The following is a 13,373-nucleotide window of genomic DNA, read 5'->3' on the forward strand; positions in this document are numbered from 1 at the left end:
TAAGCTTAAAGTGCTCACCCTAGGATTTAAAGGAGTTCAGCTCATGCGCCCGCGTTCGTTCTTCAACGCTCTACTCATTGGTCTATTGTTATTAGGGGGCAGCTCTCATGCTCTGGCACTCAGCCTAGTCAAACCGGCACCAGAGGAAGCGCAAGCACTCTCCTTTCAAGATCTGCAAGGCCAGACTTTTCAGTTTACCGACTATGCGGATCAAGTCTTGGTGGTGAACTTTTGGGCTACCTGGTGTCCGCCTTGCGTAAAAGAGCTGCCTTCATTTCAACGCCTGCAAGAGACGTTGCAGGAGGAGGCGTTTCAGGTCATTTTGATTAATGTGGGCGAGAGCCCAGAGCAGGTCGTTGCTTTTCTGCAGGATCTTGAGCAGCCCATCACTCTCCCCCAGGGTTTAGATGAAAATTGGAAAGGCTTTGGTCAACTGGGACTCAGAGGCCTTCCCAGCACCCTAATTTACGATCGTCAGGGTAAACTGGTTGAACGTGTTCTGGGCGAGAAGGAGTGGGATGCGCCAGAGATCGTCACCCCACTGCGTAGGCTACTGACTCAGAGCGATGACTGAGTCGCTTGACGCTGGACCAAGTCTTTAACAATCGCACTCACCATCTGTGCGGAATGCGTCGCAGCGGTTTCTAAAAACTCTTTAAACGAAATATTAGACTCGCGCCCAGCAACATCTGACAAAGCACGGATCACAATACACGGGGTTTGGAAACGGAAGCAGGTTTGTGCAATGGCGGCCGCTTCCATTTCAACTGCTTTTAAATCAGGAAAAAGCTGACAAATATGTGCCACACGCTCTGGCTGATTCATAAAACTATCACCTGTTGCAATTAAACCATGCACCATCTGCATACCAGAGAACTGAGCAATGCACTCCTCGGCCACTTGTGATAGCAAAGGGTCGGAAGAAAAGGTGGCAGGCATACCAGGCAGCTGTCCTGGCTGGTAACCAAAGATGGTTAAGTCGGCATCGTGATGCAAGACCTCATCCGAGATGACTAAATCACCCACCTGCAAACTGGGATCAGTACCGCCCGCCGAACCTGTATTGATGACACAATCCGGCTGAAACTGGCTCAACAAAAGTGCAGTGCCGATCGCGGCGTTCACCTTGCCGATGCCGGATTTCAACAACATCACTTGCGCCCCGTGTAACTCGCCTTCATGAAAATCATAACCCGCCTGGGTGAAGGAGTTGAGTTGAGCAAGAGAGGTGCGCAGGAGCTCAATCTCCTGATCCATGGCACCGATCAAGGCAATGCGTAAAGGCTGGGGTGACGCTAAACGTTCCACGAGTGGACTAATATAAGTAGTTGGATTGCTCATGCTCGGTGACTAATTCAAGAGATTATCAAAGGCGCTAATGCTACCAGAGCAGCACAGTTTCGCAATGAATAGCGTTGCGAGTGGCGTAAATTCTTAAACTTCCGGATGTTCAGTCCGAGGTAACAGATGCTGCCAACCCAATTGAACCAATAAGTGACAAACTTCCGCATCAAGAGGCGCTTTGAAGTGCATCGTTTGACCGCTATCAGGATGCTCAAAGCTGATCTCGGTTGCCATCAGCAATAAACGCTGAATTGCAAAATGTTCACGAAACAAACGATTATGCCGCCCTTCTCCATGCTTAGTATCTCCGACTAGGGGGTGCAGCAGATGCTTCATGTGACGGCGTATTTGATGCTTGCGCCCAGTTTCCGGTTTCACTTCCACCAAGGAGTAACGCGCGACAGGATAACGCCCAACTGGAATAGGAAGTTCCACGCAGGCTAAACGTCGATAATGTGTCACCGCATCTTTCGGCTCTTTATCAGGATTCGCCTTAGGATGATCGGCATACTTATCGGCAATAGGTTTGAGTGCGTAGTCAATGGTTCCCGCTTCATCTATCCAACCGCGCACCACACACCAGTAGGTCTTTTTCACCTTTCTTTGTTCGAATAACGTATGAATCTTTTGCGCGAGCTCTTTGTTATTGCGAACAAAAACGATCACGCCCGAAGTGGCTCTATCGAGGCGATGGAGGGTGTGAAAGGTATCTTCGGGATACTGCTGCTTTAACCAGCTAACGAGGTTGGGCGTACGTGCGGGGGCGATCCAGCTCGGATGCACCAAAACCCCAGCGGGTTTATGTAAAGCTAGTATATATTCGTCCTGATAGAGGATCTCAGGCGCTACAAAATGCGTAGTGTCAGTCACAGTTCGACTCTTATATGCGAGATTTCGCGAAGTTTACGTGGAATTTATTCGACTTCCTAGAGTCGAACCTAAGTCGAAAAAGTTCGGAATGACTTGAACTCAAGCGCTGAAGTCAGGATGATGTTTTGTGTTGAATAATTAATCGATGAGGGTCTCTATGGATAAAGCACAGGATCTGGCCTATTCCGCTCAAGAATCGGTCTTACGTACAAACAAGATGATTCGCAACACTTACATGTTGTTGGCAATGACCATGGCGTTCAGTACCGTTACTGCCGTCATCTCCATGGCGATCAATCCTCCCTTCTTATTTTATATCGGCAGTGTACTGGTCAGTTTTGTTCTACTCTTTGTCTTAAATCGTAAGCAAAATACTGCGGCCGCCTTACCACTGGCCTTTGCTTTTACCGGCCTTTTAGGCTTTGGCTTGGGGCCTTTATTAAATCATTATCTGGCGCTGCAAGGCGGCGGACAGATTGTGATGACCGCACTGGGCATGACGGCTTTTACCTTTGTCGGTCTGTCTGCTTATGTCATGAGCAGTAAAAAAGATTTCAGCTTCATGGGCGGCTTCCTGGCAACGGGTGCGATTGTGATGCTGATTGCGATGGTGGCTTTGCTGGTTCTGCCTCTGTTTGGGGTTCACATGCCGGCGCTGCACCTAGCCTTCTCCGCCTTAGTCGTATTGCTGATGGCCGGATTTCTGCTGTATGACACGAGCAACATCGTTAACGGTAAATACGACAATTACGTGATGGCTACTGTGGGCTTGTACCTGAGCATCTACAACCTGTTCGTCCATCTGTTGCACCTGGTCGGTGTACTGAGCAACGACTAATCTGACGACACATCTCGGATCACCCCGCCACTTCGGTTAGAATGGCGGGGTTTTTTATGTCTGCTAAAGGGTGATTTATGCGCTTTTCCCTGATTATTCAGGCCTCGCCTTTGCAACAACAGGCGGCCAGTACGGCCCTGAGATTTGCTCAAGCCCTACTCAGCTCCGGCCATCAACTGCACCGTGTATTTTTCTATCGTGACGGCGTCTATACGGCACTGAATAGCAGCTGTACACCCTCCGACGAACTCAATCTACCCGATGCCTGGCAAGCTTTTGCTCGCGCTCATGAGATCGACCTTGTGGTGTGTATTGCTGCGGGTGTCCGCCGTGGCGTGATCAGTGAAGAAGAAGCGCACCGCTACGGCAAGCACACCGCGACCCTGGCGGCAGAGTTTGATCTTTCTGGTTTAGGTCAATTGATTGAAGCGACGCTGGTGTCGGATCGCATAGTGACTTTTGGAGGACGGGCGTAATGGCGAAATCCTGCTTACTGATCAGCTCAGCGGCACCCTATGGCAGCTCAGCGGCTCGTGATCTGTTAGATATTGCACTTACAGCCTCTGTCTTTGAACTTCCAGTGGCCCTGCTCTTGATCGGCGATGGTGTTTTACAGTTAAAAAGCCAACAACAGCCACAAACAATCGCACAAAAAAATCTGAATGCGATTCAGGCTTCTTTACCCCTCTATGACCTTGAGCGTATCTACGTCGAAGCAGAGGCGATGAGCTTCTACGATTTACAACTCGAAGATCTCTGCCTCACAGCGCAGCCGCTTCAGAGTGAAGAGATACAAGCCTTAATCGCAGAATTTGAAAGTGTAATTACGCTATGACCTCATCCAACTCATGCAGTCTCCACACCTTTAACACCTCACCTCGTGAACAAGCTTTGATGCATACCTGCTGTCAGGCGATGGCGGCAACAGATGCCCTACTCTTACTTGAAAATGGCGTGTACTGGTTACGTCCCCAGGCATTCGAGAAGATCCGTCATCTTAAGGTCTATGCGTTGATACCGGATCTGCAAGCGCGCGGTCTCCAAGCTCCCGACTCCGTCATCCCAATCGATGACGCGGGTTTTGTTGCCTTGTGTGTGGAATACAACAAAGTGGTGAGCTGGTTTTAATGAACATTTCCTCTACCTCGGTTGCACGAGATCCAGAAGGTTATCTTTTAGACCTCTCCGATTGGTCTGAATCTTTAGCACAAGCCTGGGCCGAAGAAAAAGGCCTGACATTGACCCCGGCTCACTGGGAAATTCTCTATTTATTACGTGATTTTTATCAAGAGTATCAGCACTCTCCCGCCATGCGACCACTCTGCAAGGCGATCGCTCAGAAGCTCGGTACTGACAAGGGACGTAGTATTTATCTATTACAACTCTTCCCCGGCAGTCCGGCTAAACTCGCTGCTTTTTTAGCAGGCCTGCCCAAGCCCGATAATTGTTTGTAATCCTTGCTTCTTTTCAGGGTTTTCACTGGCTGAGCTCTGTGGGATACTCAGCGTTAAGCAAACTAGTCTATAGTAATTACATCCGCATGTTAGCCGACAGGAAACAAGAATGGGTTTAGAAGTCGCTGCTGAGCAGATCCGAATGCTCGAACAAAAAAAACGTCAGGATGATGCGGCTCGTCGTGCCAAGGAAGAAGAGATTGTCTATCACCAATGGGCGACTTTTCGCGTCAATAATGAACTCTTTGGCATAGATGTCATGCAGGTGAAGGAAGTACTGCGCTACGTGGAAATCACACCCGTGCCCGGCGCCGATCACTCCGTCCTAGGCATCATCAATGTGCGGGGTAATGTCGTAACGGTAATAGATACTCGTCGCCTCTTCCGCTTGGCGGATGCCCCCTATGATGATGACACGCGCATCATTATTGTGGAGCTGAATGATAAAGAAGTGATTGGCCTGGTGGTGGATAGCGTCGATGAAGTCATCAATCTTCCAGCTAACCGTATTGATCGTGCACCGAATCTAAGTGGAGATGAATCGACTCGCCGCTTTGTACAGGGTGTGTGTTATCACAACAATATTCTGATTATTCTTCTGGATCTGAGCAAAATGCTCTTGAGCATCATGCCTGTCTCGGATGAAGAATATACCTTCTGACGGCCATCGAAGGCTCAGCGAGGCTGAGCCTTGGTAAACAGATCGTAAAAATTCTGGCGTGTGACTTCAGCGACTTCCTCCACACCTATCCCTTTGAGCTCAGCTATACACTCCGCCACCTTGCCCACATAAGCCGGCTGATTCTGCTTACCACGATAGGGCACGGGTGCCAGATAGGGAGAATCGGTTTCTATCAGCAGGTGCTGTAATGGAATCGCCTTGACGACCTCGCGCAACTCGCTGGCATTACGAAAGGTAATAATGCCGGAAAAGGAGATGCGATAGTTCATCTCAACGGCAGCCTGTGCCATGTCTAATGATTCCGTGAAGCAATGCAAGACACCCGAAGTCTCGAGATTGCCATGTTCGGCAATTAATTTAAGCGTGTCTTCTCGAGCATCACGGGTATGCACAATCACCGGTAAACCCAACTCACCGGCAAGACGCAGATGTCCCGCAAAGCTTTCATGCTGAGCATCAAGATGATCTTGACTGTAATAATAATCCAAACCGGTTTCACCTAACGCCACCACATTCGGATACGCAGCGGCGGCGCGAAGCTTCGCTTCATCAAAGGGATGCGTATCCACATGCAGGGGGTGCACACCCGCTGAGGCCCAAACCTGAGGATAGGCCGAAATGGCCTGTTGCATCGTCTGATACTGCTCAAGGTCGATCGAAACGCAGAGCATCTGTTCAACGCACTGCTCATGCGCCTGGTGCAGTAAGGTTTCCAGACTGCACCCTTCACGCGCTAAATCGATGCGATCAAGGTGACAGTGAGAATCAATAAACATATGCGCTCTCAAATGGTATAGGTACGACGCGCACTATTGAGCGCACCGGCCAGATAATTTTCAATTTTACGCACCAGCGGTGCATCCTCACTGGTAAGCTGGATACCTATACCTGGAACACGTCCTCCTTGTGCCGCCTTAGGTGTCACCCAAATCACCTTGCCCGTCACAGGTATCTTTTCAGCTTCATCCATGACCGTTAGCAGCATGAAAACCTCTTCTCCTAACTGATAAGGTCGGGTAGTAGGAATGAACAAGCCACCATGGCTCACGAATGGCATATAGGACTTATATAAATCTTCTTTATTCTCAATCGCCAGCGATAAAATGCCATGACTGATGCGAGGTACGATGGACATAGCCTTTTAGCTCCCGCTGTTAACGCACCAGATCGATCCAGCGCATAAAAATCCCTTCCAGCAACAATTGTCGATTCGGGTTATAGCGCTCCATCAGACTGATTCGCTCCATTTGTAAATGATCGATCACTTGGAAAAGTTTACCGACTGTCGTCTTTTTCGCAACGGCTGACAACATTTTTGTCATATCAAGGTTACTTAATTGTGCCGCCTCACCCACTAACTGCAAGCGCGCAATATCGGCTAATAGGCTTTGCAACCACTCCAGTAGCTGCAGCAGATCTTCTTTGTGTAACTTAACACTTAATTCCACCACAGAGCAGCGGCCTTTTAACAGATCGGCTAACCCCTTCATGAGCTCGGCGCGTAGGGGTAAAGCTTGGCTTTCTTGCAAGCGCTGCGCTTTTAAGGGTGCACCGCCTGCGATACTCAAGAGTTGCTCAGCACGCTGTGCTGTCAGTCCTAAATGACTTTGTAACCATTGGTTGGCTTCGAGTGGGCTCGGCGCAGGGAAATCGATGCGCTGACAACGGCTACGAATTGTAGGCATTAATTGCCCCGGTTGATGTGACACAAGCACCAATAAGGTGTTATTACCCGGTTCTTCAAGTGATTTAAGCAGTGCGTTAGCCGCCGCTAAAGTCATCGCTTCCGCTGGCTCAAGAATCACCACGCGATACCCACCCTGTTGCGCCGTTGCATGCAAAAACTCGGTCAATTCGCGAATTTGGTCGATCTTCAGCACCTTACCCGCTTCTTCGGGAAAGAGTAGCACACAGTCAGGATGTCCCTCAGCAGCAAAAAGTTGGCAGCTACGGCACTGCCCACAAGGGGTATCTTGATGCGGGTGTTGGCAAAGCAAGTATTGCGCTAAAGCCTGGGCAAACGCCAGTTTACCTATCCCGGCATGTCCACTCATGAGCAGAGCATGAGGCAGACGCTGCTGAGCATGCTGGCGCAACAAGCGTTGCCAGAGCGCTTGCGCCCAAGGATACACTTGAGCTGTGCTCATGCTAATCCCAGCCTGGCTTGCAACACATCTTGTATCTGCTGCTGCACCTTGATTAAGGCAGGAGCCGCATCGATGATAGCAAAGCGCTGAGGCTCAGCCGCTGCACGTTGCAGATATCCCTGGCGCACCGCCTCAAAAAAAGACTGCGCCTCTCGCTCAAAGCGATCCGGTTGACTACGTTCTTGCGCACGTGCCAAGCCTTGTGCCACCTGCAAATCTAGCAAAATGGTTAAATCGGGACGTAAGGAGGCCTGCACCCAATCCTCTAACCAAGCAATGGCTTGCAGATCCATACCCCGCCCCGCCCCTTGATAAGCAAACGTGGCATCGGTAAAGCGATCACATAACACCCAATCACCACGCGCTAAAGCCGGACGTATGACCTCTTGCAGATGTTGGGCGCGCGCTGCGAACACCAATAATAATTCCGCTTGAGGCGACATCTTTTCCTGACGCGGCGCTAAGAGGAGCTCGCGAATCTGCTCAGCTAACTCAGTACCACCTGGCTCACGTGTTTGCACGACTGAAATGCCGCGAGCTTGCAAGAAGTCATGGATAAAAGCCAAGTTACTACTTTTACCCACTCCCTCACTGCCTTCAAGAGTGATAAAGCGTCCAGACATCTCAACCTCCCCCTGGCGATGAACGATAATCGCTGCGACGATTGAGCTGATAGCGTCGTACTGCAGCGTTATGCTCACTTAAGGTTCGTGAAAAGTGATGTGTCCCATCACCCTTAGCGACAAAATAGAGTGTATTACCGGCTAAAGGATTTAAGGCGGCAACAATCGCTTCACGTCCTACCATCGCGATGGGCGTGGGGGGTAAGCCCGCAATGGTATAGGTGTTCCAAGGTGTCGGGCGCTCCAGATCTGCACGACGGATACGCCCCTGGTACGACTCCCCCATACCATAAATGACGGTCGGATCGGTTTGTAAGCGCATCCCTAAGCGTAAGCGTCGCACAAACACACCGGCTATTTCGGCACGCTCTTCGGGTACTCCGGTTTCTTTTTCGATAATCGAGGCCATAATCAGAGCCTCATAAGGATTGGCATAAGGCAGTTCGGGAGCACGTGCTTGCCACTGAGCCTCAAGGAACTGCTCCTGGGCAAGCAGAGCACGGCGAAGTAGATCCAAATCTGACATGCCACGAGTGAATTGATAGGTATCCGCTAAAAAAAGCCCCTCGGCAGGCTGATCAGGGCGACCCAAGCGCGTCATAATGTCTGCTTCTGATAATCCAGTGAGCTGTTGCTGTAAGCGCTCATCCGCGGCCAAAGCAGCCCGAATCTGACGAAAATTATGGCCTTCGATCAAGGTAAAAAAATGTGGAATGACATCACCACGGTTTAAACGCTCGAGCAGATCCAATAAGGACTCACCAGGCTGAACTCGATACTCACCCGCCCTTATCGCCGTAATTTCCGGATGCAAGCGCGCATAAACACGCACCAGATCACGCTGTTGTAACCAATCTTTAGCATCCAATTGCTGCAAAAGTTGATTAAACGCTAGGCCACTGCGTACATCAAACGTAATCTCTTCTTGAATCGGCAAGGGCTGCAGCATCTGTTTATGCATAGCCTGCCAAGCTAATCCAACCGCCAAAGCACCCAGCAGTAGCAGTGCAAATAGCAATAGGCTGATTTTTTTTAACATGGATAGCGTCTCTCTTGTAAAACCTTTTGTAAGCACCGAGTGATGGGCCCGATAGCAAAGCTTTGCTCCTCTAAAGCCACCAACGGCCAAATCGCAATGAGGCTGTTACAGAAAAACACCTCATCTGCCGCCCAGAGATCCTCCAGCGTCAAACCTTTGATCTGAACTGGAAGCGAAAGGTCTGTGGCCATGTCGATGAGATAGTTGCGCATAATACCGCTCACACCGGTTTGGCTTAGATCGGGCGTGAACAGTTGCCCCGCTTTCACTAAAAACAGATTGCTCATAGTGCCTTCGATCAACTCATCCTGATAAGACAAAAGAATCCCTTCACGTATCCCGGGATCGCTCCATTCACTCCGAGCCAATACTTGCTCAAGTCGATTCAGATGCTTTAAGCCCGCTAAGGCGGGTTGATGTGCTAAACGTAGCTGACACACTCGTGCACGAATCCCTTGATGGAAAGGGGCATCTGGCCAGTAGGGTCTTGGGCTGAATTGCAGGATACGACGCGGATATATAGGTTCCGGCAAGGCATAACCTCGCCCACCCGATCCCGCGGTGACTAGAATTTTCAGCACACCGTCCTGTTGAGGTAACTGCTGAAGATCAGCATGCAGTTGGGCTTCCAACGCCTCGCAAGGAATCTTGAGCTGACGGCACCCACGTAACAAGCGCTGCAGGTGAGCAGGCCAGAGCCAAGGCTGACCCTCAGTGCATGGCAGAGTCTCAAAAACCCCCTGACCGTAGGTCAAACCGCGGTCATCGCTGGGACAAAGATCTTGAACTTGACCATCAATCAGGGTCAGCATGTTTGGCCCTCTCGTGATCGATATGAGGCTTAACACGAACAGGCGGGACTCAAAGAGCCCCGACCCATAAGTTTAAATCTGATTAAACACCAAGGTGCCGTTGGTGCCACCAAAACCAAAAGAGTTAGACATGGTGGCCTGAATTTTACAAGGCTGAGCCTCGTGCGCGACATAATTTAAATCACAGCCTTCTGAGGGCTGATCCAAATTAATGGTCGGAGGCGCCACCTGGTCACGCAGTGCCAACACACAAAAAGCCGCTTCCACCGCTCCTGCTGCACCCAGCAGATGCCCAATCATGGACTTAGTAGAACTCATGCGTACCTGAGACGCAGCAGCTCCCAAGACCTGTTTCGCCGCATTGGATTCAGCAATATCCCCTGCGGGGGTCGACGTGCCATGTGCATTAATGTAGTGAATCTGCTCGGCATTTAAACCTGAATCCCGTAGAGCATTACTCATCGACAAAGCAGCACCGGCACCATTTTCAGGCGGGGCGGTCATGTGGAAGGCATCATCACTCATGCCAAAACCACTGAGCTCACAGTAGATTTCAGCCCCTCGTGCTTTGGCATGCTCATAGGATTCAAGCACCAAAATACCCGCTCCATCCCCCAATACAAAACCATCACGATCGCGATCCCAGGGACGACTCGCGGCTTGTGGATTTTCATTGCGCGTTGACAAAGCACGCGCGGCCGAAAAGCCGGCGATACCTAAAGGCGTTGTCGCCATCTCAGCCCCTCCGGCGACCATAACATCCGCATCGCCATATTGGATCATACGCATAGCCTGACCGATATTATGTGTACCCGTAGTACATGCAGTTGTGATGGCAATGTTCGGACCCCGGAAGCCATATTTAATGGCCAGATTGCCCGAAATCATATTGATAATGCTGCCTGGCACAAAGAAAGGAGAGACTTTGCGCGGACCCGATGCATTCAACATATCATGGGTCTTTTCAATCATGGGCAAGCCGCCAATGCCTGAACCTATGGCACAACCTATACGATGTGCATTCGCTTCAGTCACCTCAAGCCCTGCGTCTTCAACCGCTTGAATCGCCGCGACCATGCCATACTGGATAAAAAGATCCATCTTACGCGCTTCTTTCAAGCTCATGTAAGGCTCAAGGTCAAAGTTTTTAACCGAGGATGAAAAGCGTGTAGGAAAAGCCGATGCATCAAAGTGCTCAATCAATTGAGCACCGCTTTTGCCTGCAAGAATATTTGCCCAGGTTTCCCTGACTGTGTTTCCTACAGGTGTTAGCAGCCCCAAACCTGTGACAACCACGCGTTTGCGAGACATGCGTTCCTCCAGAATTCCGGCTAAGAAAAGAAAAGCCGCACTCTACGAAATAGGTGCGGCTTTTCGACTAAAGCGATGGGACTGATTACTGGTGTGCGTTGATGTAATCGATCGCCAGCTGAACGGTAGTAATTTTTTCAGCTTCTTCGTCAGGAATCTCAGTTTCGAACTCTTCTTCCAGAGCCATAACCAGCTCAACAGTATCGAGGGAGTCAGCACCCAGATCTTCTACAAAAGAAGCGCTGTTCACGACTTCTTCTTCCTTAACACCCAGCTGCTCTGCGATGATCTTCTTAACGCGCTCTTCAATATTGCTCATATCTCTTCCTATATGCTTATAGACACCATCACATCCCAAAATGCGAGACGCAATTTTATTAGAATCGATTACACCCAAGCAAGCGTGCCAACCGATTAGTTATTGCTGACGGACAATTATCAACATATCAGCAGAAAATACAATTCCCTAAATCGGATAAACCGATTTATCCCATGTACATACCACCATTGACATGGATGGTTTCACCGGTTACGTAGCTACCACCCTCACCTGCGAGGAAACCAACAACCGCCGCGATTTCAGCAGGTTGCCCCAGACGCGCCATCGGAATCTGACCTTGCAGGTGTGATTTGTGCTCATCCGCCAGGCCGGCTGTCATATCCGTATCAATAAAACCTGGTGCCACACAGTTTACCGTAATATTTCTGGAAGCAATTTCACGCGCCAGGGCACGACTAAAGCCTTCCAAGCCGGCTTTTGCCGCAGCATAGTTGGCTTGGCCCGCATTACCCATCGAACCCACTACCGAGCTGATGTTAATAATACGACCCCAACGCGCTTTGGTCATACCACGCACACACCCTTTCACCAAACGGAAATTCGCCGTCAGGTTGGTGTTGATGACTGCATCCCATTCTTCATCTTTCATGCGCATCATGATGTTATCACGTGTAATACCGGCATTGTTGACCAGTATTTCGACCGCACCCCACTCTTCTGTGATCTGTTTCAGGACAGCCTCAACAGAGGCTGGATCCGCTACATCCAGTAGAAGACCACGCCCCTGATTACCTAAGGCTTGCAGATACGCCGTGATGGTTTCAGCACCACTGGCACTGGTAGCGGTTCCGATCACCACCGCACCCTGTTGCGCTAAGTTTTCAGCAATCGCTTTACCAATACCACGCGTAGCCCCAGTGACCAGGGCGATTTTTCCTTGAATACTCATACTGCTTTTAATCCTTATGGGTGGACAAAGACAGGGCTTTCTCGAAGCCCGCCGCATCAGTCAGGGATACGACCTCAAAAGCCTTATCCACTTTTTTATTTAAACCCGATAATACCTTGCCTGGGCCACACTCAACCAAGACCTGAACACCCTGTGTCGCCAGCTCCAAGACACTACGCGTCCAGAGCACAGGGCTGTACAGCTGCTCCACCAAAAGCTGACGCAAGCGCGTTAAATCTGTGCAGGTCTGCGCGCTGACATTATGAATGACAGGAATTTCAGGCAGGCTTAACTCAATGTCCTGCAGCGCCTGCGCCATCTTTTCAGCAGCCGGCTGCATCAACGCACAATGCGAAGGCACGCTCACGGGCAAGGCCACCGCACGCTTAGCGCCTGCAGACTTGCAGGCTTCTATACCACGCGCCACAGCGTCTTTTTCACCTGCGATAACCACCTGACCCGGGCAATTATAATTCACTGGGGCTAACACATCGCCCTGCGCCACATGCAAGCAGGCTTGTGCAACGGCCGCATCGTCTAATCCCAGAATGGCAGCCATCGCACCGCTACCCGCGGGCACGGCTGCCTGCATGGCTTGACCGCGCAGGCGCACCAACTGTACCGCATCAGCTAACTTGATCGCACCTGCACAGACCAGAGCGGAATACTCACCAAGACTATGGCCCGCCATAAAAACAGGACGCTCCCCTCCTTGCTCCAACCACAAGCGCCAAAGTGCCACACTCGCCGTCAGTAAAGCGGGCTGAGTGTTTTCAGTCGCATTTAACCAATCTTCAGGACCCTGCTGAACCCCTGCCCATAGATCAAAGCCTAACGCAGCGGAGGCCTCTGCAAAGGTGGCTTCAATAATGGGATGACTGGCGGCCAGTTCTGACAGCATTCCAAGTTGCTGCGAACCCTGTCCGGGAAACACAAATGCCAGCGCTTGCGACATAAAACCCTCTTGATTTTTTGAGACGTAATTCTATGAATAATAAGAAGTGCCAAAGAGATATCGACCCAC

Annotated in this window: 19 protein-coding genes; 7 read left to right on the forward strand and 12 right to left on the reverse strand. The window is 50.5% G+C overall.

Annotated features, from left to right (window positions below):
- Positions 1-43 precede the first annotated feature (43 nt).
- A complete protein-coding gene (locus tag E1H14_RS05535; protein WP_149390449.1) occupies positions 44-574 on the forward strand; it encodes a TlpA family protein disulfide reductase in 531 nt (176 codons plus the stop codon).
- Here E1H14_RS05535 and mtnN read toward each other — a convergent pair.
- Together mtnN and E1H14_RS05545 are read right to left on the reverse strand one after the other, a co-directional pair.
- Positions 559-1,341, reverse strand: a complete 783-nt coding sequence (gene mtnN / locus E1H14_RS05540) for a 5'-methylthioadenosine/S-adenosylhomocysteine nucleosidase (RefSeq protein ID WP_149390450.1) — start codon at positions 1,339-1,341, stop codon at positions 559-561. The two genes, E1H14_RS05535 and mtnN, sit on opposite strands and share 16 nt — an antisense overlap.
- Before the next feature lie 93 nt (positions 1,342-1,434).
- The gene (locus tag E1H14_RS05545) at positions 1,435-2,214 is read right to left on the reverse strand and encodes a pseudouridine synthase (protein ID WP_149390451.1); all 780 of its coding nucleotides are present in this window, start codon (positions 2,212-2,214) and stop codon (positions 1,435-1,437) included.
- A gap of 157 nt (positions 2,215-2,371) precedes the next feature.
- Between E1H14_RS05545 and E1H14_RS05550 the strand changes: the two genes are divergently transcribed.
- The 6 genes from E1H14_RS05550 to E1H14_RS05575 all read left to right on the forward strand — a co-directional run bounded on the left by E1H14_RS05550 (position 2,372) and on the right by E1H14_RS05575 (position 5,167).
- Entirely contained in the window at positions 2,372-3,052 is a 681-nt protein-coding gene (locus tag E1H14_RS05550) for a Bax inhibitor-1 family protein (protein ID WP_149390452.1), read from the forward strand.
- 77 nt (positions 3,053-3,129) lie between these two features.
- Entirely contained in the window at positions 3,130-3,528 is a 399-nt protein-coding gene (tusD, locus tag E1H14_RS05555; protein WP_149390453.1) for a sulfurtransferase complex subunit TusD, read from the forward strand.
- Positions 3,528-3,887, forward strand: a complete 360-nt coding sequence (gene tusC / locus E1H14_RS05560) for a sulfurtransferase complex subunit TusC (RefSeq protein ID WP_149390454.1) — start codon at positions 3,528-3,530, stop codon at positions 3,885-3,887. The genes tusD and tusC overlap by 1 nt, the downstream gene beginning before the upstream one ends.
- Positions 3,884-4,180, forward strand: a complete 297-nt coding sequence (gene tusB / locus E1H14_RS05565; RefSeq protein WP_149390455.1) for a sulfurtransferase complex subunit TusB — start codon at positions 3,884-3,886, stop codon at positions 4,178-4,180. Before tusC ends, tusB begins: the two co-directional genes overlap by 4 nt.
- Positions 4,180-4,506 (forward strand): TusE/DsrC/DsvC family sulfur relay protein, encoded by a 327-nt coding sequence (locus E1H14_RS05570; protein WP_149390456.1) that lies wholly within the window; start codon positions 4,180-4,182, stop codon positions 4,504-4,506. The genes tusB and E1H14_RS05570 overlap by 1 nt, the downstream gene beginning before the upstream one ends.
- Before the next feature lie 109 nt (positions 4,507-4,615).
- On the forward strand, positions 4,616-5,167 hold the full coding sequence (locus tag E1H14_RS05575; protein WP_149390457.1) for a chemotaxis protein CheW: 552 nt from the start codon (positions 4,616-4,618) through the stop codon (positions 5,165-5,167).
- A 14-nt stretch (positions 5,168-5,181) separates the two neighbouring features.
- On the opposite strand, the gene E1H14_RS05580 is transcribed toward E1H14_RS05575, so the two are convergent.
- The 10 genes from E1H14_RS05580 to fabD all read right to left on the reverse strand — a co-directional run bounded on the left by E1H14_RS05580 (position 5,182) and on the right by fabD (position 13,304).
- Positions 5,182-5,964: a TatD family hydrolase gene (locus tag E1H14_RS05580; protein ID WP_149390458.1), complete on the reverse strand. Its 783-nt coding sequence runs from the start codon at positions 5,962-5,964 to the stop codon at positions 5,182-5,184.
- 8 nt (positions 5,965-5,972) lie between these two features.
- Positions 5,973-6,323 (reverse strand): PilZ domain-containing protein, encoded by a 351-nt coding sequence (locus tag E1H14_RS05585; protein WP_149390459.1) that lies wholly within the window; start codon positions 6,321-6,323, stop codon positions 5,973-5,975.
- 19 nt (positions 6,324-6,342) lie between these two features.
- Positions 6,343-7,335, reverse strand: coding sequence for a DNA polymerase III subunit delta' (locus E1H14_RS05590; RefSeq protein ID WP_149390460.1), 993 nt, complete (start codon positions 7,333-7,335; stop codon positions 6,343-6,345).
- A complete protein-coding gene (tmk, locus tag E1H14_RS05595) occupies positions 7,332-7,958 on the reverse strand; it encodes a dTMP kinase (protein ID WP_149390461.1) in 627 nt (208 codons plus the stop codon). Before tmk ends, E1H14_RS05590 begins: the two co-directional genes overlap by 4 nt.
- A gap of 1 nt (position 7,959) precedes the next feature.
- The gene (mltG, locus tag E1H14_RS05600) at positions 7,960-8,997 is read right to left on the reverse strand and encodes an endolytic transglycosylase MltG (RefSeq protein ID WP_149390462.1); all 1,038 of its coding nucleotides are present in this window, start codon (positions 8,995-8,997) and stop codon (positions 7,960-7,962) included.
- Positions 8,991-9,809, reverse strand: a complete 819-nt coding sequence (gene pabC, locus E1H14_RS05605) for an aminodeoxychorismate lyase (RefSeq protein WP_149390463.1) — start codon at positions 9,807-9,809, stop codon at positions 8,991-8,993. Before pabC ends, mltG begins: the two co-directional genes overlap by 7 nt.
- Before the next feature lie 72 nt (positions 9,810-9,881).
- Positions 9,882-11,120, reverse strand: coding sequence for a beta-ketoacyl-ACP synthase II (gene fabF / locus E1H14_RS05610; protein ID WP_149390464.1), 1,239 nt, complete (start codon positions 11,118-11,120; stop codon positions 9,882-9,884).
- Positions 11,121-11,205: 85 nt separating this feature from the next.
- Positions 11,206-11,439, reverse strand: coding sequence for an acyl carrier protein (gene acpP / locus E1H14_RS05615; RefSeq protein WP_010323864.1), 234 nt, complete (start codon positions 11,437-11,439; stop codon positions 11,206-11,208).
- A gap of 166 nt (positions 11,440-11,605) precedes the next feature.
- Complete coding sequence (gene fabG, locus E1H14_RS05620) at positions 11,606-12,349, reverse strand: 3-oxoacyl-ACP reductase FabG (protein WP_149390465.1); 744 nt, start codon at positions 12,347-12,349, stop codon at positions 11,606-11,608.
- A gap of 7 nt (positions 12,350-12,356) precedes the next feature.
- Entirely contained in the window at positions 12,357-13,304 is a 948-nt protein-coding gene (gene fabD, locus E1H14_RS05625) for an ACP S-malonyltransferase (protein ID WP_149390466.1), read from the reverse strand.
- Positions 13,305-13,373 lie beyond the last annotated feature (69 nt).

It is taken from the genome of Nitrincola tapanii (assembly GCF_008368715.1).
GTDB classification, from domain to species: Bacteria; Pseudomonadota; Gammaproteobacteria; order Pseudomonadales; family Balneatricaceae; genus Nitrincola; species Nitrincola tapanii.

Bases quoted from the DNA above. Each gene is read 5' to 3' on its own strand.
- E1H14_RS05535 (WP_149390449.1), top strand. From the start codon at position 44: ATGCGCCCGCGTTCGTTCTTCAACGCTCTACTCATTGGTCTATTGTTA.
- mtnN (WP_149390450.1), bottom strand. From the start codon at position 1,341: ATGAGCAATCCAACTACTTATATTAGTCCACTCGTGGAACGTTTAGCG.
- E1H14_RS05550 (WP_149390452.1), top strand. From the start codon at position 2,372: ATGGATAAAGCACAGGATCTGGCCTATTCCGCTCAAGAATCGGTCTTA.
- tusD (WP_149390453.1), top strand. From the start codon at position 3,130: ATGCGCTTTTCCCTGATTATTCAGGCCTCGCCTTTGCAACAACAGGCG.
- tusC (WP_149390454.1), top strand. From the start codon at position 3,528: ATGGCGAAATCCTGCTTACTGATCAGCTCAGCGGCACCCTATGGCAGC.
- tusB (WP_149390455.1), top strand. From the start codon at position 3,884: ATGACCTCATCCAACTCATGCAGTCTCCACACCTTTAACACCTCACCT.
- E1H14_RS05570 (WP_149390456.1), top strand. From the start codon at position 4,180: ATGAACATTTCCTCTACCTCGGTTGCACGAGATCCAGAAGGTTATCTT.
- E1H14_RS05575 (WP_149390457.1), top strand. From the start codon at position 4,616: ATGGGTTTAGAAGTCGCTGCTGAGCAGATCCGAATGCTCGAACAAAAA.
- E1H14_RS05580 (WP_149390458.1), bottom strand. From the start codon at position 5,964: ATGTTTATTGATTCTCACTGTCACCTTGATCGCATCGATTTAGCGCGT.
- E1H14_RS05585 (WP_149390459.1), bottom strand. From the start codon at position 6,323: ATGTCCATCGTACCTCGCATCAGTCATGGCATTTTATCGCTGGCGATT.
- E1H14_RS05590 (WP_149390460.1), bottom strand. From the start codon at position 7,335: ATGAGCACAGCTCAAGTGTATCCTTGGGCGCAAGCGCTCTGGCAACGC.
- tmk (WP_149390461.1), bottom strand. From the start codon at position 7,958: ATGTCTGGACGCTTTATCACTCTTGAAGGCAGTGAGGGAGTGGGTAAA.
- mltG (WP_149390462.1), bottom strand. From the start codon at position 8,997: ATGTTAAAAAAAATCAGCCTATTGCTATTTGCACTGCTACTGCTGGGT.
- pabC (WP_149390463.1), bottom strand. From the start codon at position 9,809: ATGCTGACCCTGATTGATGGTCAAGTTCAAGATCTTTGTCCCAGCGAT.
- fabF (WP_149390464.1), bottom strand. From the start codon at position 11,120: ATGTCTCGCAAACGCGTGGTTGTCACAGGTTTGGGGCTGCTAACACCT.
- acpP (WP_010323864.1), bottom strand. From the start codon at position 11,439: ATGAGCAATATTGAAGAGCGCGTTAAGAAGATCATCGCAGAGCAGCTG.
- fabG (WP_149390465.1), bottom strand. From the start codon at position 12,349: ATGAGTATTCAAGGAAAAATCGCCCTGGTCACTGGGGCTACGCGTGGT.
- fabD (WP_149390466.1), bottom strand. From the start codon at position 13,304: ATGTCGCAAGCGCTGGCATTTGTGTTTCCCGGACAGGGTTCGCAGCAA.